At 69.3% G+C, this 20,686-nt stretch carries 17 protein-coding genes; 12 read left to right on the forward strand and 5 right to left on the reverse strand.

Annotated elements, in window-relative coordinates:
* Positions 1-273: 273 nt before the first annotated feature.
* The 7 genes from ACSDR0_RS28535 to ACSDR0_RS28565 all read left to right on the forward strand — a co-directional run bounded on the left by ACSDR0_RS28535 (position 274) and on the right by ACSDR0_RS28565 (position 11,228).
* Positions 274-6,933: a LamG-like jellyroll fold domain-containing protein gene (locus tag ACSDR0_RS28535; protein ID WP_435291979.1), complete on the forward strand. Its 6,660-nt coding sequence runs from the start codon at positions 274-276 to the stop codon at positions 6,931-6,933.
* Between the two features lie 362 nt (positions 6,934-7,295).
* Complete coding sequence (locus ACSDR0_RS28540; protein ID WP_435291980.1) at positions 7,296-8,222, forward strand: alpha/beta hydrolase; 927 nt, start codon at positions 7,296-7,298, stop codon at positions 8,220-8,222.
* Positions 8,223-8,487: 265 nt separating this feature from the next.
* Positions 8,488-8,652, forward strand: coding sequence for a hypothetical protein (locus ACSDR0_RS28545; protein ID WP_435291981.1), 165 nt, complete (start codon positions 8,488-8,490; stop codon positions 8,650-8,652).
* 242 nt (positions 8,653-8,894) lie between these two features.
* Positions 8,895-9,224 (forward strand): PadR family transcriptional regulator, encoded by a 330-nt coding sequence (locus tag ACSDR0_RS28550; protein ID WP_435291982.1) that lies wholly within the window; start codon positions 8,895-8,897, stop codon positions 9,222-9,224.
* 2 nt (positions 9,225-9,226) lie between these two features.
* Complete coding sequence (locus ACSDR0_RS28555) at positions 9,227-9,640, forward strand: DUF1048 domain-containing protein (RefSeq protein WP_435291983.1); 414 nt, start codon at positions 9,227-9,229, stop codon at positions 9,638-9,640.
* Complete coding sequence (locus ACSDR0_RS28560) at positions 9,640-10,470, forward strand: ABC transporter ATP-binding protein (protein ID WP_435291984.1); 831 nt, start codon at positions 9,640-9,642, stop codon at positions 10,468-10,470. The genes ACSDR0_RS28555 and ACSDR0_RS28560 overlap by 1 nt, the downstream gene beginning before the upstream one ends.
* The gene (locus tag ACSDR0_RS28565) at positions 10,467-11,228 is read left to right on the forward strand and encodes an ABC transporter permease (RefSeq protein ID WP_435291985.1); all 762 of its coding nucleotides are present in this window, start codon (positions 10,467-10,469) and stop codon (positions 11,226-11,228) included. Before ACSDR0_RS28560 ends, ACSDR0_RS28565 begins: the two co-directional genes overlap by 4 nt.
* Before the next feature lie 31 nt (positions 11,229-11,259).
* Here the strand turns inward: ACSDR0_RS28565 and ACSDR0_RS28570 are convergent, their stop codons facing one another.
* Positions 11,260-11,487, reverse strand: a complete 228-nt coding sequence (locus tag ACSDR0_RS28570; RefSeq protein ID WP_435291986.1) for a hypothetical protein — start codon at positions 11,485-11,487, stop codon at positions 11,260-11,262.
* A gap of 198 nt (positions 11,488-11,685) precedes the next feature.
* Between ACSDR0_RS28570 and ACSDR0_RS28575 the strand changes: the two genes are divergently transcribed.
* The 5 genes from ACSDR0_RS28575 (at position 11,686) to ACSDR0_RS28595 (ending at position 16,415) form a co-directional block, all read left to right on the forward strand.
* Positions 11,686-12,894: a cytochrome P450 gene (locus ACSDR0_RS28575; protein WP_435291987.1), complete on the forward strand. Its 1,209-nt coding sequence runs from the start codon at positions 11,686-11,688 to the stop codon at positions 12,892-12,894.
* A gap of 341 nt (positions 12,895-13,235) precedes the next feature.
* Positions 13,236-13,940 (forward strand): ThuA domain-containing protein, encoded by a 705-nt coding sequence (locus ACSDR0_RS28580; protein WP_435291988.1) that lies wholly within the window; start codon positions 13,236-13,238, stop codon positions 13,938-13,940.
* On the forward strand, positions 13,925-15,016 hold the full coding sequence (locus ACSDR0_RS28585) for a Gfo/Idh/MocA family protein (RefSeq protein ID WP_435291989.1): 1,092 nt from the start codon (positions 13,925-13,927) through the stop codon (positions 15,014-15,016). Before ACSDR0_RS28580 ends, ACSDR0_RS28585 begins: the two co-directional genes overlap by 16 nt.
* Positions 15,017-15,219: 203 nt before the next feature.
* Positions 15,220-15,624 (forward strand): helix-turn-helix domain-containing protein, encoded by a 405-nt coding sequence (locus ACSDR0_RS28590; RefSeq protein ID WP_435291990.1) that lies wholly within the window; start codon positions 15,220-15,222, stop codon positions 15,622-15,624.
* Positions 15,597-16,415 (forward strand): molybdopterin cofactor-binding domain-containing protein, encoded by an 819-nt coding sequence (locus tag ACSDR0_RS28595; RefSeq protein WP_435291991.1) that lies wholly within the window; start codon positions 15,597-15,599, stop codon positions 16,413-16,415. The genes ACSDR0_RS28590 and ACSDR0_RS28595 overlap by 28 nt, the downstream gene beginning before the upstream one ends.
* Positions 16,416-16,544: 129 nt before the next feature.
* Here ACSDR0_RS28595 and ACSDR0_RS28600 read toward each other — a convergent pair whose 3' ends face one another.
* Genes ACSDR0_RS28600 through ACSDR0_RS28615 form a run of 4 tightly spaced genes read right to left on the reverse strand, consistent with a single transcriptional unit; the run spans position 16,545 to position 20,633 of the window.
* Positions 16,545-16,868 carry a DUF4387 domain-containing protein gene (locus tag ACSDR0_RS28600; RefSeq protein WP_435291992.1) on the reverse strand — a complete coding sequence of 108 codons (324 nt, stop codon included), beginning with the start codon at positions 16,866-16,868 and terminating at the stop codon, positions 16,545-16,547.
* Positions 16,861-18,267 carry an acyclic terpene utilization AtuA family protein gene (locus tag ACSDR0_RS28605; protein ID WP_435291993.1) on the reverse strand — a complete coding sequence of 469 codons (1,407 nt, stop codon included), beginning with the start codon at positions 18,265-18,267 and terminating at the stop codon, positions 16,861-16,863. Before ACSDR0_RS28605 ends, ACSDR0_RS28600 begins: the two co-directional genes overlap by 8 nt.
* 57 nt (positions 18,268-18,324) lie before the next feature.
* Positions 18,325-19,314 (reverse strand): phosphoglycerate dehydrogenase, encoded by a 990-nt coding sequence (locus tag ACSDR0_RS28610; RefSeq protein WP_435291994.1) that lies wholly within the window; start codon positions 19,312-19,314, stop codon positions 18,325-18,327.
* Positions 19,311-20,633 (reverse strand): MFS transporter, encoded by a 1,323-nt coding sequence (locus ACSDR0_RS28615; RefSeq protein ID WP_435291995.1) that lies wholly within the window; start codon positions 20,631-20,633, stop codon positions 19,311-19,313. Before ACSDR0_RS28615 ends, ACSDR0_RS28610 begins: the two co-directional genes overlap by 4 nt.
* Between the last annotated feature and the right edge of the window lie 53 nt (positions 20,634-20,686).

Here is a 20,686-nt window from a genome sequence, read left to right on the forward strand (position 1 = left end):
GAGGGAGTCAAGCTGGGGGGTGGTGTCTGTCTGCCCAGGTGATTGGGCAGAAGCTCTACAGAGCCGTCGGGCATGGGTCGCACACGTCGGCTCACGGCGCCGGCGTGTGGTATTCGAGCCGTTGTTGCGCGCACCCTCGACAGGCACGCAAATCCAATTCTTTTGCGTGGGCGTGTTCACGCATGCATTCAATCCGGCCGCACCATGTTTTGTTTTGTGGTGCGCGGATGTCTTCACGTGTTTCTCAGGCGTCAATGGTCAGGAGTTCTCTTCGTGCACGACAAAAACCTGGTGAAGGTCTACAAGGACCGCGAGTACACCTCCACGACGATGGTCCGCCACGACGGCATGGTCGTCGCCTTCGCGGTGGGGGCCGACCGGCGTATCTACTACAGCGTGCTGAGCCTGGATCAGGCCGACCGGGCGCGGGGAGCGCTGGATGCGGCCTACTGGAACAGCGACCCGGGACTGCTGCCCTTCCCCACCGAAATGGTCGAGGTGGGCACGGAGACGCCGCTGACGGCGGTCATGCCGACGGTGAAGAGGCGCGGCTCGGTGGAGGCGTCGTTCTCGGAGAAGCTGCTGCCGGGAGAGGATGATCCGTTCCTGTCGACGACGGCTCGGCTGACCTCTACCTTCCCCATCCAGGTGCTCTCCGACGGCCGGCACATCCTGGTGTTTCGCCAGTCGGTCGCGGCCGGTGACTCGGGGTCGGTGTACAAGACGAGCGGGGGCCTGTGGTCGGGGGACTCGACGCGCAAGGACTACACCCTGGTCGGCGAGGCCAAGGTCGCCGCAGCCGACTCCGCGTTGCTGTGCGACCGGTTCGTGCTGGTCGGCGCCGAACTCAAACCGGTCGTAGAGGCGCGCTACCAGCGCAGCCGCAGCCGAATCGCCCCCGCTTCGGGCGGAGACACACTCGGCACCCGCGACATGGAGGGGCGGCTGTTCTACGAGCCAACCATGAATCTGTCGTTCGCGGGCAAGCTCAGCGGCGGGATCTTCTCGGCGTTGTCGCTGCCGACCGCGATCTCGGGGTTCTCGCGCTGGCAGATCTTCACCGCCGACGACGCCGGCCTCCTGCACAGCTACAACCTGGAGCAAAGCCCCGAAGGGCTGTTCAACGTCGCCGGCACCCAGCTCTACACCAGTCCCGACCCCAAATTCGCCGGCTCGGTGCTGGAGCGGGCCCCGGGCATCGACTCCCACACCGGGAAACTGCTGGTGCCGGTGCGCCCACCGCAGAACCGGGGAGGCACCGCGCTGCGATTCGACAACACGGCCGGCGCCCCGGTCATCGCGGGGAAGACCTCCACGGCGGTGACCGCCGGGCCGTACACGATGGAGGCCTGGATCAAGCCCGCCACCGCCACCACCACCGGGCTCATCGTGGGCCGCACCGACACGACCGGTTTGGCCACCCCGGCCTATCTGAGCCTGACGGCCGACGGCAAGCTGCTGTTCGGCCACGGCTCTCAGACCCTCACCTCCACCTCGGCGGTGGCGATGGGCGCCTACTCGCATGTGGCGGCGGTCTTCGACGGATCACAGATGCAACTGTTCCTCAACGGCGTGGCCGCAGGGACCCTGGCCACGACCGTGAAGGTCGAGGTCACCTCCCAGCTCCTGGTCGGCAAACGGGTCGTCTCGGGCCCGGCGCCGGCCGATCCCTTCCACGGCCATATCGACGAGGTGCGGATCTGGACGCTCGCCCGCGCCGATTTCTCGGCGCGCGGGCAACGGCCGGCCGGCACCGAGGCCGGACTGTATGCCTACTTCCCCTTCGATGAGGGCACCGGCACCACGGTGCACGACCGCGGTGCCAACAAGTTCGAGGGCACCTTCGCCACCGGCCCGGTGTGGACCGATTCGGACGCACCGTTGTTCGACGGCCCCGGGGTGAGCCACCAGTCGTTCTCGATCACCGGGCGCAAGGTGGTCCTCGGCCTGACCGCGACCTTGTACTACCAGCAGCACCCGGCGGTGACGGGATACAACCACACGCCGTCGCCGGAGAAGGGCCAAGCGCGGGTCTTGCTGGCCTTCGCCACCTCCGGGCCGCCGCCGACGGGTGAGCCGACCGGCCGCTCCTACGTGGCGACCTTGGACTTCGCCCTGTCGAAGGAGGGGAAGCTCGCCACAGCGCCGGCAGTGATCGATCTGACCTGGGTCGGTACGGCCGACCCCACCAAGGACAGCGACAAGCTGCGGGCCGCCCAGGAGGCCGTCACCGCGGCCCGCGGTCAGCTCTACAACGACCAGGCGCTGGTAGCGCGTCTCCCGGCCACCGTGGCGCGGTTGGGGCAGCTCAACGACGAGCTCCACGGCGGCATTTACAGCATGAACGCCCAAAGCAAAGTCCTGGGTCCTGCCGGTAATCGGGGTCGGGAAGTGAAGGCGAGAGTAGAAGCCGAGGCGGCAATCCTGCTACCCGAGTACGTGAAACAGATCGACGCCACAAAACGGCTCGGGGCGGACAAAGCGGCCCTGGAGACGGCACTCAACGCGCAGGCCACGCTGACCGGAGGGCTGCTCGGCGCGGCCGAGGCGGTCTTGGCGATGCCCAAGGTGTGCATCGACCGCTCGGGCTTGACCGTGCTGGGCGCCCTGTTGTCGGTCGCCTGGACGAGTCACGCCCCCGCGCTGCTGGACACCTCCACCGGTGAGGTGGCGCTGTACTTCCGCGGTGGGGAGGGCCAGTTCTTCGCCGTCTACTACGCCACCACCATCTCCTCGGCCGTCAAGCAGATCGCCGTGACGGGCGGCACGCTGCGCCTGTCCGGCCGCGATGTGGCGATGAAACTGGCCGACTTCGACGTGAAGGTGACCGCGACCGGGACCGGCAAGTGCAAGGTGGAGGTGAGCCGGGGCACGACGATCGAGACGTTCCCATCGGTCCCCGATCGGGCCGACCTCCTGGCCGCGGTGCTGAACGGCTCGGCACGAGGATCGGCCCTGGGGACGATTCTGTCGGTCCAGGACAAGACCGTGACACTGACCGAACCGCTGACGAGCACCCTGGTGGCGGGCTCGGTCATCATGGTGGGCGAGGACAGCTGCACCGTCGCAGGCGGGCAGTCGGGGTCGGCGCAGATCACTCTCACCACCGCCCCCCTCACCGCCGGCACGGGCGCCAGGGTCCGCATCGCGGCCTATGACTACACGCTGGCCTCGTGCAACGTGGCCGGCACGTCGCTGGCTCACGGCTCGCTGCTGGTCAGCGGCTACGCCGGGTCCCTCACCGCGTCGGTGCCCGCGGGAACCGCGTCCAATCTCAGCGAACCGCTGGGGCCGCGCTGGCACGGTGACGCGCCGGGACGGGCGTTCTCCTTCGACAGCGCCCAAAAGCACCGCCTGGAACTGACGAGTACGGCGAACATCTCCGCCCTGGCCGCGGCCGGGAACCTGACGCTCGAGGCCTGGGCCAAGCCGACGTTCGTCGACGGCTTGGACACCATCCTGCACACCGATGTCGGCGACACCTGGTACGCGCTGGGGGTGGAGAACGGCACCCGGACCAACGGGGAGTCCGGCTACGTGATCAACGTAAACATCAACAAGCAGGCCTTCCGCAGCTCCGAAGTGTTCCCCCTGACGGAATGGGCGCATCTGGCGGTGTCGTTCGAGCAGGACTGGGCGATCCAGATGGACGGCACCGGCTACCTCAACGCCGGCGGCGCGGGCGGCCTGGACCTCGTGGACGACCTGACCATCGAGGCGTTCGTCAAACTCGACTCCATCGGTGCCAAGCAGGGGCTGGTCGGCAAGGGTACGTTCGGCGCCGGCAACCACACCGCCGTCCCCTACTGCCTGTATGTGGACACCGACGGCCGCCTCGCCTTCACCTTCGAACCCGGCTCCGGCTCGGATGCGGCGAAGGTCTACAAGTCGACGACGGCCCTGACGGCGGGCACCTTCAACAAGGTCGCCGTCACCCGCAAGAACCCGACGGGTACGACGACCGAGGTGGAGATCTGCTTCTTCATCAACGGTAAGAAGGTCGGCGACTCGCAGTGGTACGGCGGTGCCAAGCCCGTGGGCAACGACGCGCCGGCCGAGCTGGGCCGGATGATGGTGGGCAAGACGGCCTCCGGCCTGAAGGGCACGCTGTCGGAGGTGCGGATCTGGACCGTCGTCAGAAACAGTGCCCAGATCGGCGTGCCGATCACCACCAAGGCCTCCGGCCTGGCCGCGTGGTGGACCTTCCCCGAGAGCAAGGGCTCCCAGACCAAGGACCTGTGCGGCTCCTACCCGGCCACGCTGCACGCGGTGACCCGCGTCCGCACCCCCGACCCCGACGGGAACCGGTTCACCTTCTACCGCAACGGCAGCCCCGTCCCCTCGGAGAAGACGATCTCGACGACGTCGAGCGTGGTGCGGCCCACCTCCCCGCGCTCGGTGGTGGCCGACGGGTTCACCGGCGATCTGGACGAGATCCGGGCGTGGCGCACCGCCCGCACCCAGGAGCAGATCCTGGACAACATGTTCGGCCGCGTCCGCGGCGACCGCCAGGACCTGCTGGCCTACTATCCCTTCGATGCCGACGACACCGTGGCCGGGGTGGCGGTGAAGGACGCCGGCCTGAGCGGCCATCACCTGACCCAGTCGACGCCGGCCCCCAAGATCGTGCTGTCCACCGCGCCGATCTCCACCGACACCGCCCAGATCCGCTCCGCGCTGACCGGCATCCGCACCGCCTTCCACACTTTGATCGCAGCCACCCCGGCCGCCACCGAGTACGGCGACATCCAGCGCCTCACCGACGACTCGCTCATCGGGGTGCTGAAACGGGCCTACACCTACCTGCAGGCCGACAAGTCGTGGGTGCTCAACACCGGGTACAAGGTCGGCGAGCTGACCACCACCTGGGTGGGCCAGGCCCAGTTCGACCCGCAACTGATCGGCTACATCGAAGGCGCCCCGCCGATCCCGTCGGAGAACCTCATCGCCGGCACCGCCGACGACTACAAGGGCGCCTCCTCGGTCGCCTTCGTCCAGGCCGACAACGTCGTCAACGCCCTGTCGTCGAACAAGAACAACAGCATCGACACGTCCGCGAAGGTGAAGTTCGAGATAGCGACCGCCCAGAGCATCTGGACCGTCGCCGCCCCCCTGGGCGCCGGTACGGCACAACCCCTGGCCGAAGCCACCTTGGATCTCGGGCTCAACGTCGAACTCAAGTACGCCAACACCTGGAGCAACGAGACCAAGGTCTCCCAAGGCACCAACACCACCCGTACCAGCAAGGTCGAACTCACCGGTGGCTGGGAGGACCCCGACCCGACCAAGCAGGTCAACCCCACCGCCGGGCGGCGCTGGGTGCCGGCCAACACCGGGTTCGCCGTGGTGCAGTCCGAGACCGCCGACCTGTACGCGCTGCGTCTGGTCCACAGCGGCGCCCTGGTCGCCTACCGGATGCTGCCCAGCCCCGACATTCCCCGCGACTGGAACCTGATCCCCTTCCCGATCAACCCCCGCTACACCAAGCAGGGCACCCTGGACGGCGTCGTCGGCTACGCCAAGCACGAGACGGGCCCAGGACTGCGCGCCTTCCCCGACCCGCACTTCCCCAAGGCGGGCCAGGGGGAGCGCGGCGAGTTCAGCTACTACCGGCCGGTGGAGGCCTACCGGATCAAGAAGCGGATCCAGCGCGAACAGCAGCAGCTCCAGGGCTTCTACGAATCGGTGTCCACCGAGACCCACGCCCCCGACCCCACCCACGGCCAGGCGGCCAAGGTACTGAACGGCATGATGGGCGGCACCGGCGCAGAGGTCACCCAAGGCGGCAACCCCGAGGCCGGACGCGCGGCCACCCGGGCCGCCTCACGCCGCAACATCGTCAACACCTACGTGTGGACAGCCGCCGGCGGCTTCTTCGCCGAGACCACCGGCACCACCGACCAGGTCACCGAGACCACGGCCGGCTCCTTCACCTTCACCGCCGCCATCGGCTGGAGCGAAGTCGGGGGCTTCGCGATCGGCAACGTCGGCGCCAAGTTCGGCTTCGAGTCCACCACGACCACCGGCTACAGCGTCACCCGCAGCAAGTCCAAGGACGCCACCCGCACCTTCAGCCTGGACGTCACCTGCGCCCCCGGCAACCGGCTGCAAAAACACAACGGCGACACCCCCCTGTTCGACGCCGACGGCAAACCGATCCTGGTGCCCGGCCGCGTCGACGCCTACCGCTTCATGACCCTCTACCTCGACACCACCACCGACAACTTCGAGGACTTCTACGGCAAGGTCATCGACCCCGAATGGCTGGAGCGCGGCAAGGACCCCAACGCGCTGGCGCTCAAGCGCGCCCAGCAATCCGACCGCAAACCCCCCTGCTGGCGCATCATGCACCGCGTCACCTTCGTCAGCCGCGTCCTGGACACCGCCACCACCACCCCGTCCCTGGCCCAGGCCATGGGCGCCCTCGGCATCACCAGCGATTATGCGCTCATCCACCGCCTGCAGCCCTACCTGACCGGCGCCACCGGCGACTTCAACGCGTTGAGCGGGGCAGCCAAAACCGCTCTGGCCACGCACTTCGCCAGCCTGGTCCCCTACGCCGAGACCATCGTGGGCCGCCTGGCGGCCTACTACAACCTCCCCCCCGACACCCTCGCCCTCACGCCCGCCGCACCGGCGCCCGTGAGCACCCTGACCAGCACCACCAAGTCCGTCGCCAAGGGGACGAACTTCACCGTCCACTACTCCACCCCGGCCGGCACCGTCAGCGCCAAGAACTGGATCGGCCTGTATCCGGTCGACAAGAAGCCCTCGGAGGTGGAGGCCCTCGCCTGGGGATATGCCCCTGGGGCCGACGGCACCCTCGCCATTCCCACCACCGCCCTGCCCGGCCCGGGAACCTACGCGGCCTGGTACCTCCACAACGACGGCTACACCGCCCTGACAGGCGTACTCATGTTCACCGTGACATGACCCATCGTCATTGACGAGCCACCTGCGGCGCCGGGCGACCTCGCCCGGCGCCGCAGAATCGATTCGCCGCAACCTGCTCACATCGGAAAACGTCCCAGCTGACGTGGCAGACATCCAACGGCTCATGCAGATCACCGGGCATGGCCACGCTCATTGCCAGCAGTACCGCACCCGAGGCGTCATGCGCCGTAACCAGCACTCCCAAGACTGAACCGTGCCGTGATCGATGGAGGCTCTGATGTCCCGGGTTCGGCCCGAACCGGCCGTCACCCGCGACGACGGCAGAGGATAATCGCGTCGGCCGGTCGCCGTTGAGGGCCGCGCCGGAACAGGGCCATCGAACAGAACATCGGGGGACGCTCATGCAGCTGGGGTTGAAGAGCCTCATCGACACGGAGCTCGCGGCACACGTCGAAGAGTGCCGGGCGGCCAATGCCGTGTCGGGGGGCGCGAAGGGTCCGAGCACCCTTGACGAGCTGCGGGAGGCACGAGCCAAGCGGGATGCGGTCTCATCACATTCCGGCTCGTCGGCTGTCGGGCAGGTGGTCGAAGCCGCCGGCCGGCGAGTGCCCGTGAGAATCCTCGCTCCCGGCGGCACCGTGCCGCGCGGCGTCTATCTGGACATCCACGGTGGTGGCTTCTACATGGGGTCGGCGGCGCGGGAGGACGCGCGCAACCAGCGGCTCGCGGATGCTCTCGGAATCGTCGTCGTGAGCGTGGACTATCGACTCGCTCCCGAACATCCCTGGCCGGCCGCGCCCGACGACTGCGAAGCGGCGGCACTGTGGCTCATCGGGCAGGCCGAGGCTCGCTTCGGCACCACACGGCTGGCGATCGGTGGCTTCTCGGCGGGAGCCACGCTTGCCATGACGACGCTGCTGCGCCTGCGCGATCGCGGTATCGTCGGCTCGTTCGCCGGTGCCGCGCTGCAGTTCGGCACGTACGATCTGAGTGGTCTGACCCCTGCGGGCCGGTTGATCGCCGACGAGTACTTCATTCAGGCCTACGCCGGTCATGTGATCGATCGCACCGTCCCGGACATCTCCCCGGTCTATGGTGACCTGCGCGGCCTGCCTCCGATTCTGATGGTCGTCGGCGGCCTGGACGTCCTGCTGGAGGACAACATGGCCATGGCGGCCCGAGTTTCGGCGGCCGGCGGCGAAGTCGACCTTCGGATCTACCCGGAATCGCCGCACGGCTTCACCTCCCGTTCGACGGGCATGGCCAGAGCCGCGCTGCGCGATATCGAGTGCTGGCTCGCGGGCCGCTTCTCCGCGGCGTCCGGCTGACGTCGGTCGTCGACGACTCGACGCGCGTCACCGGCCGGCTCCGAGCTCGGCCACGGTAGATGATCGGCCGATGGCCATGTGAGACTCGCCGTGCGGGGCCCGCGAGCGGCTCCACCGCGGGCGTGACGTCGCCGAAAAACCGGACGTCGGCCGGGACGAGCCGGCGCTGTCGTCGAATCGGCGGGCGCCTCCGGCCGCGCCCGCCGCTGACAGCCGCCGGTGTGTCGTCCGCGGGAACGCCTCACGGGCGTTGCAGCATGGATCCGTGAGTGATCAGGAGCTGCCCCGGCAGGACTGCGCCGCGACGGTGCTGGCCGGTCCCACGACCGTCATCGACGCCGGTGGCCTGCGCGTCGTCGTGGACCCGACCTTCGACGACCCCGGCCCGCACGGCTACCTGACCGTCCTGACCGACCCCCTTCAGCGGTGACGAAAACCTCACCGACCAGGCACAACACGCTCGCCCGTACTTGATGGCAGCTTCAACGGCAGGCCGTCCTCTCCCGGATGGGTGCCGGTGGGCTCGCTCGCGAGCGGTGATCAGGCCGCCCGCACTCACACGCCTGCGGTCCCGGCCCGCACCTCAGCTATTCAGTGTTGCTATGTACCAGTAGTCAGTGTTACTTTGTACCGGTAGTCAGCGACACCGAGTAGCCGAAGGGAGGTGTTTCCATGGGCAAGCAGGTGACGGAGATGCTCAAGGGAACGCTGGAGGGCATCGTCCTGGCGATCCTGTCCGGCCGGCCCGCGTACGGCTACGAGATCACGGCGTGGCTGCGGGACCAGGGCTTCTCCGACATCGCCGAGGGCACCGTCTACGCGCTGCTGGTCAGGATCGAGCGGCGCGGTCTCGTCGACGTGGAGAAGATCCCGTCCGAGAAGGGGCCGCCGCGCAAGGTGTATTCCCTGAACGCTCAGGGACGGGAGTATCTCGAAGAGTTCTGGAGGACCTGGAGCTTCCTCACGGAACGGCTCGAACAGCTCCGCGAAAGAGGGAATTAGACATGGACACAGGGTCGAACGAGCCGAAGAGCCGCTACCGGCAGTATCTAGAGGTGGTCACCGGGCCACTGGAGGACAAGAGGCGCTGGCGGCAGTACAAGGCGCGCGTCAAAAAGCTTCCCGAGAACTATCGCACGGCGGCCGAAGCGCTGGAGCGGTACCTGATGCACTTCGGGCCGGGGGACGGCGCCGACGCGGCTTCGATGTACGAGGACCTTGCCGATCTGTTCGAACAGAGCGTGGCGGACGGAACCTCGATCCGGGAGATCTTCGGGGAGGACCCCGTGGAGTTCGTCGAGGCGTTCATGCAGAACTACTCGGTCGGCCGGTGGATCAGCCGGGAGCGGGAACGGCTGACCAGCGCCATCGAGCGCGCCGCCGGCGAAGACACCGGAAAAGAAGAGAGGACCGTCTGATGACGGCACAGCAAGCCCAGGTGATCCATGTGCGGGGCCTGGAGAAGTCGTACAAGGAGCTGCGGGTGCTGCGCGGCGTGGACTTCGACGTGGCGCGGGGCAGCATCTTCGCCCTGCTCGGCTCGAACGGGGCGGGCAAGACCACGGTCGTGAAAATCCTGTCCACGCTGCTCAAGGCCGACGCGGGCACGGCCCGCGTCGGCGCCTTCGACGTCGCCACGCAACCGGCGAACGTGCGGGAGTCGATCAGCCTCACCGGGCAGTTCGCCGCCGTCGACGAGATCCTCAGCGGGCGGGAGAACCTCGTGCTGGTCGCCCGGTTGCGGCACCTCAAGAACCCGGCCGTCATCGCCGATGACCTGCTCGACCGTTTCTCGCTGACCGAGGCGGGCGCGCGGAAGGTGTCGACGTATTCGGGCGGCATGCGCCGCCGCCTCGACATCGCGATGAGCCTCATCGGCAATCCGCCGGTCATCTTCCTCGACGAGCCGACGACCGGGCTCGACCCCCAGGCGCGCATCGAGGTGTGGCAGACCGTCAGGGAACTCGCCGACCAGGGCACGACGGTGCTGCTCACGACGCAGTATCTGGACGAGGCCGAACAGCTCGCCGACCGGATCGCGATCCTCCACGAGGGCCGGATCATCGTGAACGGCACCCTGGCCGAGCTCAAGCAGCTGCTCCCGCCGGCCAAGGTCGAATACGTCGAGAAGCAGCCGACCCTCGAGGACGTCTTCCTCACCCTCGTCGGCACCGCCGGCAAGACGGCGAAGCCGGCAATGGCCGCGACGTCGACACCGACCAACAAGACGGACAAGGAACGACGATGACCAGGCATTTCCTCGGTGACACCGCCGTCCTGCTGGGACGATCCCTGCGCCACATCACGCGCAGCGTGGACACCATCATCACGACCGCGATCACGCCGATCGCCATGCTGCTCTTGTTCGTCTACGTGTTCGGCGGCGCGATCGACACGGGGTCGGTCTCGTATGTGAACTACCTGCTGCCCGGCATCCTGCTCATCACGGTCGCCTCGGGCATCGCCTACACCGCCTTCCGGCTCTTCCTGGACATGAAGAGCGGCATCTTCGAGCGATTCCAGTCCATGCCGATCGCGCGGTCGTCCGTGCTGTGGGCGCACGTGCTGACCTCGGTGGTCGCCAATCTGATCTCGCTCGTGGTCGTCGTGCTCGCCGCCCTGCTCATGGGCTTTCGCTCGGCGGCGGGAGTGCTGGCGTGGCTCGCGGTCGCCGGCATCCTGATCCTGTTCACCCTGGCGTTGACATGGCTCGCCGTCATCGCCGGCCTGTCCGCGAAGTCCGTGGACGGCGCGAGCGCGTTCTCCTACCCGCTCATCTTCCTGCCGTTCATCAGCTCGGCCTTCGTGCCCACCGACACCATGCCCGGCCCGGTACGCGCCTTCGCCGAGCACCAGCCGGTGACCTCCATCGTGAACGCCATCCGCTCCCTGTACACCCAGCAGCCGGTCGGCACCGACATCTGGACCGCCCTGGCCTGGTGTGTCGGCATCCTCATCGTCGCGTACGCCTTCGCCATGGTCGCCTACCGCCGCAGGATCGCCTAGGGCCGTGTCGATCGAGTCCCCCTGATCCAGATCAGCGTGGCGGAGAGGCGGATCGCGGCACGGGCGCCGTGACGAAGAACAGCACTTTCCCGGCTCGGCTCGCGCCGCCGGTCAGAGGGTTCCAGAAGATCCGCGCGAGATGAGCACCAAGCCGCCGGCGGACCACCCGGAGCACGCGCGGCAGCCGCTGATCGAGACCCATGTGAGTGACGAACGGCTCCAGGCCGGCTTCGCCGGGCCGCGGCCCGATGGTCGCCACCGCCGACGAACCTCGGGCCGGACACTCCCGATGTCCCGGTGGCCGCTCCCACCGCGGAGGGCATCGCCCCCAGCGTCATCGCGGCGACTTGTGGCCCGTACAAGGGCTGACGCCTTCCGGTCGATTGATGGTCATCCTGAATGCGACGCGCCTTTCGAGCAGCACCAAACACGTACTATCGCGAAAAGAGGAGAAGTCATGAATGAATCCCCCCACACCGTCACGACGCTGCCGACCGCGCGTCAGCCCGGCTGTCCCTTCGACCCGCCCAAGGAGCTGATCGAGGCCCGCGAGCACGGCCCCATCAGCCGTTTCCCCTTCCCCGACGGGCACCAGGGCTGGCTGATCACCGGCTACGACCTGGTCCGGTCGGTCCTGGCCGACTCGCGGTTCAGCTCACGCAAGGAGCTCATGCGCCACCACCCGCTGATCGACTACGGCGACATCGAGGTCCCCCCGGCGCCGCCCGGCGAGTTCCTGCTCATGGACGAGCCACGGCACGGCCGCTACCGCAAACCGCTGGTGGGCAAGTTCACCGTACGGCGGATGCGGCTGCTCACCGAGCGCGTCGAGCAGGTCACCGCCGAGCACCTGGACGCCATGGAAGAAGCCGGGCCGTCGGCGGACCTGGTGACCGCGTTCGCCAGGCCCATCCCCGCCGTCATCATCTGTGAGCTGCTGGGCGTGCCGTACGAGGACCGGGGCTTCTTCCAGGAGAACATCGACAAGTTCCTCGGCGGGGAGGTCGGCGACGAGGAGCTGATGGCGGCCTACATCGCGACCCAGCAGTACCTCGCCGAGCTGGTGGTGGCCAAGCGCGCCAACCCCACCGACGACGTGCTCAGCGACCTGCTCGACAGCGACCTGACCGACGAGGAACTGCAGGGGATGGCCCTGATCCTGCTGTCGGCCGGGTTCGACACCACCGCGAACATGCTGGCGCTGGGCACCTTCGCGCTGCTGCGCAACCCGGCGCAGCTGGCGGCGCTGCGCGCCGATCCCGGGCTCACCGACGGGGCCGTGGAGGAGCTGCTGCGGTATCTGAGCGTCGCCAAGCAGTTCCACAGGGTCGCACTGGAGGACGTCGAGCTGGGCGGCCAGAGCATCACGGCCGGCTCGACGGTCATCCTGTCCCTCAACACCGCCAACCGCGACCCCGGGCGCTTCGCCGACCCCCACGTGCTCGACATCCGGCGCCAGGACGGCGGGCACCTGGCCTTCAGTCACGGCATCCACCAATGCCTTGGCCAGCAGCTGGCCCGCGTCGAGCTGCGGGTCGCCTTCCCCGCCCTGCTCAACCGCTTCCCCACCCTGCGCCTGGCCGTACCGGCCGAGGAGGTCGCCCTGCGGCCGGAGACCGCGGACATCTACGGGGTCAAGAGCCTCCCGGTCACCTGGGACGCGTGACCAGGAGGCGGTGACGGGCGGGGGCGCGTACGGCCGCGGTCCGGGCTGAGCGGCTTCCGGACCTTGTGCCGGATCGTCGTGCGGCGCGTCCCGGACCGCCACGCCGGCTCGGGCACACCTTCGGCGAACACGGTCCGGACAGCGGCCACCCCCGCGCCGTCAACGGTGTCCGATTCCATCGGCTGATGGGCACACGCCGAGGCCGTACGCGAGGTCGCCGCCCTGCGGGCGTGAAGTACCCGGGCCTGGGCCATCGCGGATGGTGTCCGCGCAGCACTGGTGACCTGGGGCGTGAAATGTGAAGATTGCAGTCATTTGCTCCTTGATCGATAGGTGAAGGCATGACAGGCGATCACGCGCGCAGGGCTCTGGTGGTCCGGGGCGGCTGGGAGGGGCACGCCCCGGTGGCCGCCACCGAACTCTTCGTCCCCTTTCTCCAGAAACACGGGTTCGAGGTGCATCGGGCGGACTCCCCCGCCCCGTACGCCGACCCCGCGTTCATGTCCGGTGTCGACCTCATCGTGCAGTGCTACACCATGGGCACGATCGAGCCGGACGAGCTGCGCGGGCTCGAGGCCGCGATCCGCGCCGGTACCGGGATGGCCGGCTGGCACGGCGGCATCGCCGACTCCTTCCGCGGCTCCTCCGACTACCTGCACCTCATCGGCGGGCAGTTCGCCTGCCATCCCGGCAAGGACCCGGCCGGGCGGGACGGCTCCCAGGCCGACAACTTCGTCCCGTACACCGTCACCGTGCTGCCCGAGGCCGCGACCCATCCGATCACCGCGGGCATCGCCGACTTCGACCTCGTCACCGAGCAGTACTGGGTGCTGACCGACGACTACATCGACGTGCTGGCCACCACGACCCAGAAGGTCCGCCCGTGGGACCCCTGGCACAGGGAGGTCACCTCGCCGGCGATCTGGACCCGCGGCTGGGGCGACGGAAGGATCTTCGTCACGACCCCGGGACACGACCTCGGCGTCCTGCGCGACGACAGCGTGCGCACCGTCATCGAAAGGGGAATGCTGTGGGCCAGCCGGTGAACGTCGGCGTCGTCGGGTGCGGGTTCATCTTCGGCCAGTACGTCCGGAGCATCAAACGGCTGCCGGAGCTGCGGCTCGTCGCCGTGGCCGATCTGGACCTCGAACGGGCGAGGGAGGCGGTGCGGGGGTATCCGGATGTCGAGGTGCTGGGCGTGGCGGAGCTCATGGCCGATCCGCGCGTCGACGTCGTGCTGAACCTGACCGTCCCCGCCGCGCACGCCGAGATCACGCTACGGGCCATCGCGGCCGGCAAGGACGTCTACTCGGAAAAGCCCCTGGCCGCGACCACCGCCGACGCCGCGCGGGTGCTGCGCGCGGCCGCCGACGCCGGGGTGCGGGTGGGCTGCGCGCCCGACACCGTACTCGGCACCGGCACGCAGACCGCGCGCAAGGCGATCGACGACGGCCTGATCGGCAGGCCGGTCGCGGCGACCGCGACCATGATGACGCCCGGCCATGAGCGCTGGCACCCGAATCCCGACTTCTACTACGCTCCCGGCGGCGGCCCGCTCATGGACATGGGCCCGTACTACATCACCAGCCTGGTCACGCTGCTCGGGCCGGTGACGACGGTCATCGGCGCCGCCAGCCGCACCCGGGCCAGGCGGACCGTCGGCACCGGCCCCCGTCGCGGCGAGGAGGTCCCGGTCGCCGTCGACACCCACGTCACCGGCGTGCTGGTCCACGCGTCGGGGGCGCTGTCCACGCTGGTGATGGGCTTCGAGGGAGCGGCCACCGGTGCGCCCCACATCGAGGTGCACGGGGAACGGGGCTCGCTCTCCGTCCCCGACCCGAACCACTTCGACGGCCCCGTGCTGCTGGCGAGGATGGGCGAAGAGGACTGGGAGACCCTCCCCGCCACGGCCGGCCATGTCGAGGCCGGGCGCGGTGTGGGCCTCGCCGACCTCGCGACGACCCAGGCGGGCCGGGAGTCCCGCGCGGGCGGAACGCTGGCGTACCACGTGCTCGACATCATGGAGTCCCTGCTGTCCTCGGCGCACTCCAGGACGGCGGTGACCGTCACCAGCACCTGCGAGCGACCCCGGCCCGTGGCCTTCAGCCCGGCCTCGCGTTGAAGCGACGGCTCACCTGTGAGGCCACGCGAGAACGCATGGGAGGTGGGGGACAAAGGATCTCCCGCCAAAAGGGGCATGCCGATCGTGGCGGGTATCCACCTTCTCGCCGTCCCGGTTTCGGTGCCAGGCCGGGTTTCGCCGGGGAGTCCTGTTCGGGGTAATGACACGGCCCCCCACGTGGCCGCCGTGGAGGTCGGCGCGGTGTGAGACTGAAAACATGGGACGCCAGCACACCACCGGCAGCGGCGACGCGGAGCTGGGCCGGTCCCTGCGCGCCCGCCGCACCCAGACCAGCCCCGGCCAGGTGGGCCTCACCGTCGGCACCGGCCTGCGCCGCACCCCGGGGGCTGCGCCGGGAGGAGCTGGCCACCCTCGCCGGGATCAGCATCGACTACTACGTGCGTCTTGAGCGCGGCAAGGAGGTCCGTCCCAGTCCCACGGTGCTCGACGCCCTGGCGCGCACCCTCCGGCTCGACGACCAGGAACACCAGCACCTGCGCGAGCTGGCCGTTCGCGCCGCCCGTTATGCCTCCGAGCCCCCGCCGACGGCACCGCCCTGGTCGAATCGGCCACCAGTGACATGGGTCCCGGCACCTACACCTCCATGACCCAGGTCGCCGCCGACGCCCTCGGCCTGGCCGTACGCGCGGTGACCTTCCGGCTCGACGACACCATCATGCCGCCGGCCCCCGTGCACGGCGGCTCACTGACCATGTCCAGCGTCGGATCCACCGTCCAGGACGGCTGCGACAAGCTGCGCCTGCAGGCGATCCGGCTCGCCGTCGAGGACGAGAGGTCCCCGCTGCACGGCGCCGCCGCCGGCGACGTCATCGTCCGCGAGGGCCGGCTCCACCTGAAGGAGAACCCCGGACGCGGCGAGACCTACCGCCAGCTCCTGGCCCGCAACAACCGCACCCACCTCGAAACGCTCGGCTCCTACACCCCGGGGCGCCCCCAGTCCTCCATGTACGCCTACGGCGCGGTGTTCGCCGAGGTCGCCGTCGACCGTCGGCTGGGCCTGGTGCGGGTACGGCGGATGCTCGGCGTCTACGACGCGGGCCGCATCATCAGCCCCAAGCTCGCCGACAGCCAGGCCATCGGCGGCATCGGCGCGGCCCTGCTGGAGCACACCGTCACCGACCCCCGTGACGGCGAGACGACGACGGTGTTCGCGATCAACCGCTCGACGGACCGGCCGATGTCCCTGCGAATCGACGCCCGGGCGCTCGGCGGGGCTCGCATCGTCGGGGCCACCACGCTCACCGACCGCGACGTCTACGCCGGCAACACCGCCGACGCCCCCGACCGGATCGCTCCCCGCCCCAACCTCGACGTCCGGCACGACCCGATGACGGTCCTGCTGCCCCCGGTCTCCTGGAACGTGATCAGACTGGCCTGACGGCGCAACGGGGCCACGACCGGCGGGACATGCGCGGCTCGGCCGTGCCCGCGTCCGAACGCCCGAGTGTCCACACTCACGGCTCCGTCACCCCACCGCCGCCTGGGATGACCGTCGCCGTGTGGGCTCTCATGCGGGCACGAGTGCCGCCAAGGGGACGTGGTGCTGGCCCGCGTGGATGTCCCGATCGCGCAGGCTGCCCTGGGCCACCGGCCGGGGAAACGAGATCTTCACGACGTTGAGGGCGGGGATACGGAAGATCTGGATGTCCGCCGGGTCGAGGTCGTACAGCCGCGCGACGACCTCCTCATTGATGAAGTCCTCGTCGGCGACGGTCGCGTAGTCCTCCGCCGTACGCATGAAGAGTTCCATGGTGACCCAGAACGGGCCGGCGTTCTTCGAACGGACCTCCAGGGCCAGTTCGCCCAGCGTGGGTCTGCGGTTGTCAGTCACGGGAGTCACCCTCGGCAATCTCGATGCGGAACATGTCGGTGGGCTCGTCGACGTCCACGACGTGGTTGAGCACGAACTGGTAGGCCGGACCGCGCTCGCTCTCGGCCGGCGAGGTGGCGAAGGCCAGGCTGGGCAGGTAGTCCATGTCGGGGGTCGGGAGATGGAGCATCAGCGGGTTCGCGATCTTGGCGATCGCGGTGGCCGTGGCCTGGTCCGGGGCGTTGACCAGCATCATCACTCCGACCTCCCGGGGCGGCCCGGCCGCCGGGTCGATGCTCCCCAGCACGGCGTTGTACCCGTAGGGACGGATGTCCACGGCGTACTCGGAGGGTTCGAGATCCAGCGTCTGCCGCACGCGCCCGGCGAGGATCTCGTACATCAACGCGACCCACTCCTCGATCCGGGCGAGGATGCGCGGATCCCGGATGGCGGTGAAGGACATGGTCTCGTAGCCCGTGACGCGGGCTCCTTCGAGTTTGATCGTGTACTGGTCGGCGAGCTCGAAGCGTGACCCCTCGACGCGCACACGGCGGTCGTCCAGCGCGGTGTAGATCGCGTCGGAGACCACCAGCGTGCCCGCCGGCTCTCGCATCCGGAACGGGTTGACCGTCTCGTAGAGCATGTGCGCAGCCACCGACGTCGTCGTGCACGCGGCGGCCGGGTCCAGTGGCTCGATGGTGAAGCCGCCCTGGTCGATGGTGGCGAGGACACCGCCTGTGCGCGGATTGGTGGTGCACTGCCCGCCACACTCAATGATCTTGGATGCGTGCCAGGTGGGGCCCGCCGGCATGCCCTTCATCAACGGGTACGCGGCGGCGACGGCGGTGTCGGTGGCCCGGCCGGCGAGCACCACGTCGGCCCCTGCCTCCAGGGCCTCCACGATGGGTTCGTGGCCCATCATGCCGACGATGTGGCTGCAGTCGTCCAGCGTGGCGGCGTCCAGGTCGCCCATCGGCGCCAGAGGGTGGACCCGTCCCTCGTTGAGCCTCTCCTTCAGGGCGGCGGCCGTCTGCTCGCTGTAGATGCGGGCGACCCTCAGGTCCAGGCTCTCCTCCCTCAGGATTCCGTCGACGATTCCGGCGACCCAGTCGACGCCGGAGTCGGTGCCGCTCGTGCCGCACGAACCGACGATCAGCGGAATGCCGGCGTCGGCCGAGGCCCGCAACAGGATCCGCAGGTCACGGGCGACGGCCGCGGCGGTCGTCTTCGCCGTTCCCGAGCCCAGATAGTACGGCCCGGAGTCGGTGGAACCACCGTCGACGGCGATCACGTCGGCCCCGAGCTCGATCCCTCGAACGATCGTCTCCGGCGGGAACCCCGCCCCGAGCATTCCGCTGGGAGTCAGGACCCTGACCGTCTCCCGCGGAACGCGGTCCTCGGTCGCAGGCGTACTCGTCATGTCGTCCTCATCTCTTTGGTGATCACTGGTCGTACCGCCGGCTCCGCGACGCGCCGGTCATGCCACCCCCGGCCGGGCGGGCGGGAGCAGGTGCGCGTTGAGCGAGGATCGGGGGCGTCCCCGCAGGGCGGCCACCAGTTCACGGGCGCCGTCGAGCCCGGCGGCCCGCCGGGCCTCGGCGGTCTGCCCGGCCAGGTGGGAGTAGACCGTGATGCCGGGTGTGTCGCGCAGCGGGCTGTCCGCCGGGAGCGGCTCGGTGCCGGTGACGTCGAGGGCGGCACCGGCGAGCCGGCCCGCGCCCACCGCGGCGGCCAGTGCCGTCTCGTCGACGATGGCGCCGCGGGCGGTGTTGATCAGGTGCGCCGTCGGTTTCATCCGCGCGAGCGCGGACGCGTCGATCAGGTGCCGGGTGGTCGATGTGAGCGCCGTGTGCAGGGAGAGGAAGTCCGCCGTGGCCAGCAGTTCGGGAAGGTCCACGAACCGTACGCGGGCGCCGCGGCGCAGGCTCTCCGGCACGCCGGTCGTGCAGAGCACCGACAGCCCGAAGGCCTGGGCGAGGGGCACCACGGCCCGGGCCGACGCGCCGTATCCGAGGAGCCCGAGCGTCTTGCCGCGAAGCTCGTGACCGTCCTCGCGCGGCCAGCGGCCGGCCTGGACACCGGCGGCGACCGGCACCAGCCGGCGAGCCTGGGCCAGCAGCAGGGCCATCGTGTACTCGGCCACGGCGTTGGCGTTGACGCCGGGCAGATTGCTCACCGAGACGCCCGCGCGGGTCGCGGCCGCGACGTCGACGGAGTCATGGCCCACGCCGGTACGCACCACCGCGCGCAGGACCGGGACACGCGCGAACACCTCGGCCGTCATCGGCTCGCCGGCGATCAGCGCGCCCTCGCAGCCGTCCAGGATCGCGATGAGGTCGTCACGCTCGCGGGCTCCCCGCAGCGGGCGGTGCCGGGTGGTGAGGCCGGCGTCGCGCAGGAGGCGGTCCACCTCGTCGCCGGGCACCAGGTAGTCGGTGGTGATGAGGACGGTGGGCCGGGTGCTCATCGGGCGCCCTCCCCCACGGTGCCCGCGCGCCGGAGCCGGTCGACCCGGATGACCAGCAGTACGGCGACGGCGGCCAGGACGGCGATGTGCAGGAGCATCAGACGCCATCCCGTCATGTCGACCGCCAGGCCGACGAGGGCCGGTCCGGCGAATCCCCCGGAGGCCCACCCGACCGTGTACAGGCCGGTGTACGCGCCCAGGACGCGGCTCGACGGAGCCAGGTTCCACAGCACGACGACCGCGTTGATCACGAACCCGGCGGCGCCGACCGTCGCGAGGCACAACGCCACGACGGTGACCGTCGGGGTCGGGACGACGGCCCCGAGGATCGTGCCCGCGACGAAGACCGTTATCCCGGTGGCCATGACCCGCAGCCGCCCGAAACGCTCGGCGAGCAGCGCGGCGGGGAAGGCGGCGAGGATGAAGGCGATCCCGCTCGGCAGCGTCAGCCCGCCCGCCTCGCCGTCGGACAGGCCGAGGACCTCCACGCCGTAGGGGGTCATCAGGGAACGCGAGGCGAACCACGCTCCCCCGAAGACGAACACGGCGACGATCAGCAGAAGCCGGCTCCGGTCGGGAGCGAACACCAGGTCGCCGACGACGGTCCTCAACCTGACCTTGACGTCCGTGTCGCGCGGCCCGGTGGCCGCCGACGCCTCGTCCTCCGCGAGGGCGGCCCTGTAGGCCGGCGAACGGCTGTCGCGCACCCGCCAGACGAGCACCGCCGCCGCCACCAGCATGAGGCCGGCCGGGACGGCGAAGGCCAGTTTCGGGTGGTCGTCGACCAGCAGCAGGCTGACCAGCGCGGCCACGATGGTCGTCAGCGCCGAGGCGATCTTCACGACGGCGTTCGCCCGGCTCCGGCGCGCGGGTTCGATGAAGTCGGGCATGAGCGATTCGCTGACGGGTTTGAAGCTGTTCATCACCAGCGCGTAGAGGAAGATCACCAAGATCAGCCAGGCCAGTGACGTCGCCTGCGGGATGAGCAGGAACAGCGCGGCACCCACCGGCATCAGGACCGCCAGGTACGGGATCCGGCGCCCCCAGGCGGTCCGGGTGTTGTCCGACCGGTTGCCCATGTAGGGCTGGATGAAGATTCCCAGCAGGTTGTCCATGCCCATGATCAGGCCGATCACGGCGGCACTGGCGACGTGGTCGCGCAGCAGTTCGGGCACCCGATTGTCGTAGAAGTTCCAGGTCGACTCCTGGGCGAACACCGCCAGGGCCACGTAGAACGTGATCCTCCCGGTGCCGGCCGAACGGCTTTCGGCTCGCGTTGCGCTGGCCATGGCGTCCTCCTCGAATGTGGCAGCAGTCACACTAGTTGCTATAGCAAAAATGTCAACGCATAGCGTCTGGCTATGCCATTGCC

The organism is Streptosporangium sp. G11 (genome assembly GCF_051192615.1).
In the GTDB taxonomy this organism is placed as follows: Bacteria; Actinomycetota; Actinomycetes; order Streptosporangiales; family Streptosporangiaceae; genus Streptosporangium.

Bases quoted from the DNA above. Each gene is read 5' to 3' on its own strand.
- ACSDR0_RS28540 (WP_435291980.1), top strand. From the start codon at position 7,296: ATGCAGCTGGGGTTGAAGAGCCTCATCGACACGGAGCTCGCGGCACAC.
- ACSDR0_RS28550 (WP_435291982.1), top strand. From the start codon at position 8,895: ATGGGCAAGCAGGTGACGGAGATGCTCAAGGGAACGCTGGAGGGCATC.
- ACSDR0_RS28555 (WP_435291983.1), top strand. From the start codon at position 9,227: ATGGACACAGGGTCGAACGAGCCGAAGAGCCGCTACCGGCAGTATCTA.
- ACSDR0_RS28560 (WP_435291984.1), top strand. From the start codon at position 9,640: ATGACGGCACAGCAAGCCCAGGTGATCCATGTGCGGGGCCTGGAGAAG.
- ACSDR0_RS28565 (WP_435291985.1), top strand. From the start codon at position 10,467: ATGACCAGGCATTTCCTCGGTGACACCGCCGTCCTGCTGGGACGATCC.
- ACSDR0_RS28575 (WP_435291987.1), top strand. From the start codon at position 11,686: ATGAATGAATCCCCCCACACCGTCACGACGCTGCCGACCGCGCGTCAG.
- ACSDR0_RS28580 (WP_435291988.1), top strand. From the start codon at position 13,236: ATGACAGGCGATCACGCGCGCAGGGCTCTGGTGGTCCGGGGCGGCTGG.
- ACSDR0_RS28595 (WP_435291991.1), top strand. From the start codon at position 15,597: ATGGGTCCCGGCACCTACACCTCCATGACCCAGGTCGCCGCCGACGCC.
- ACSDR0_RS28605 (WP_435291993.1), bottom strand. From the start codon at position 18,267: ATGACGAGTACGCCTGCGACCGAGGACCGCGTTCCGCGGGAGACGGTC.
- ACSDR0_RS28610 (WP_435291994.1), bottom strand. From the start codon at position 19,314: ATGAGCACCCGGCCCACCGTCCTCATCACCACCGACTACCTGGTGCCC.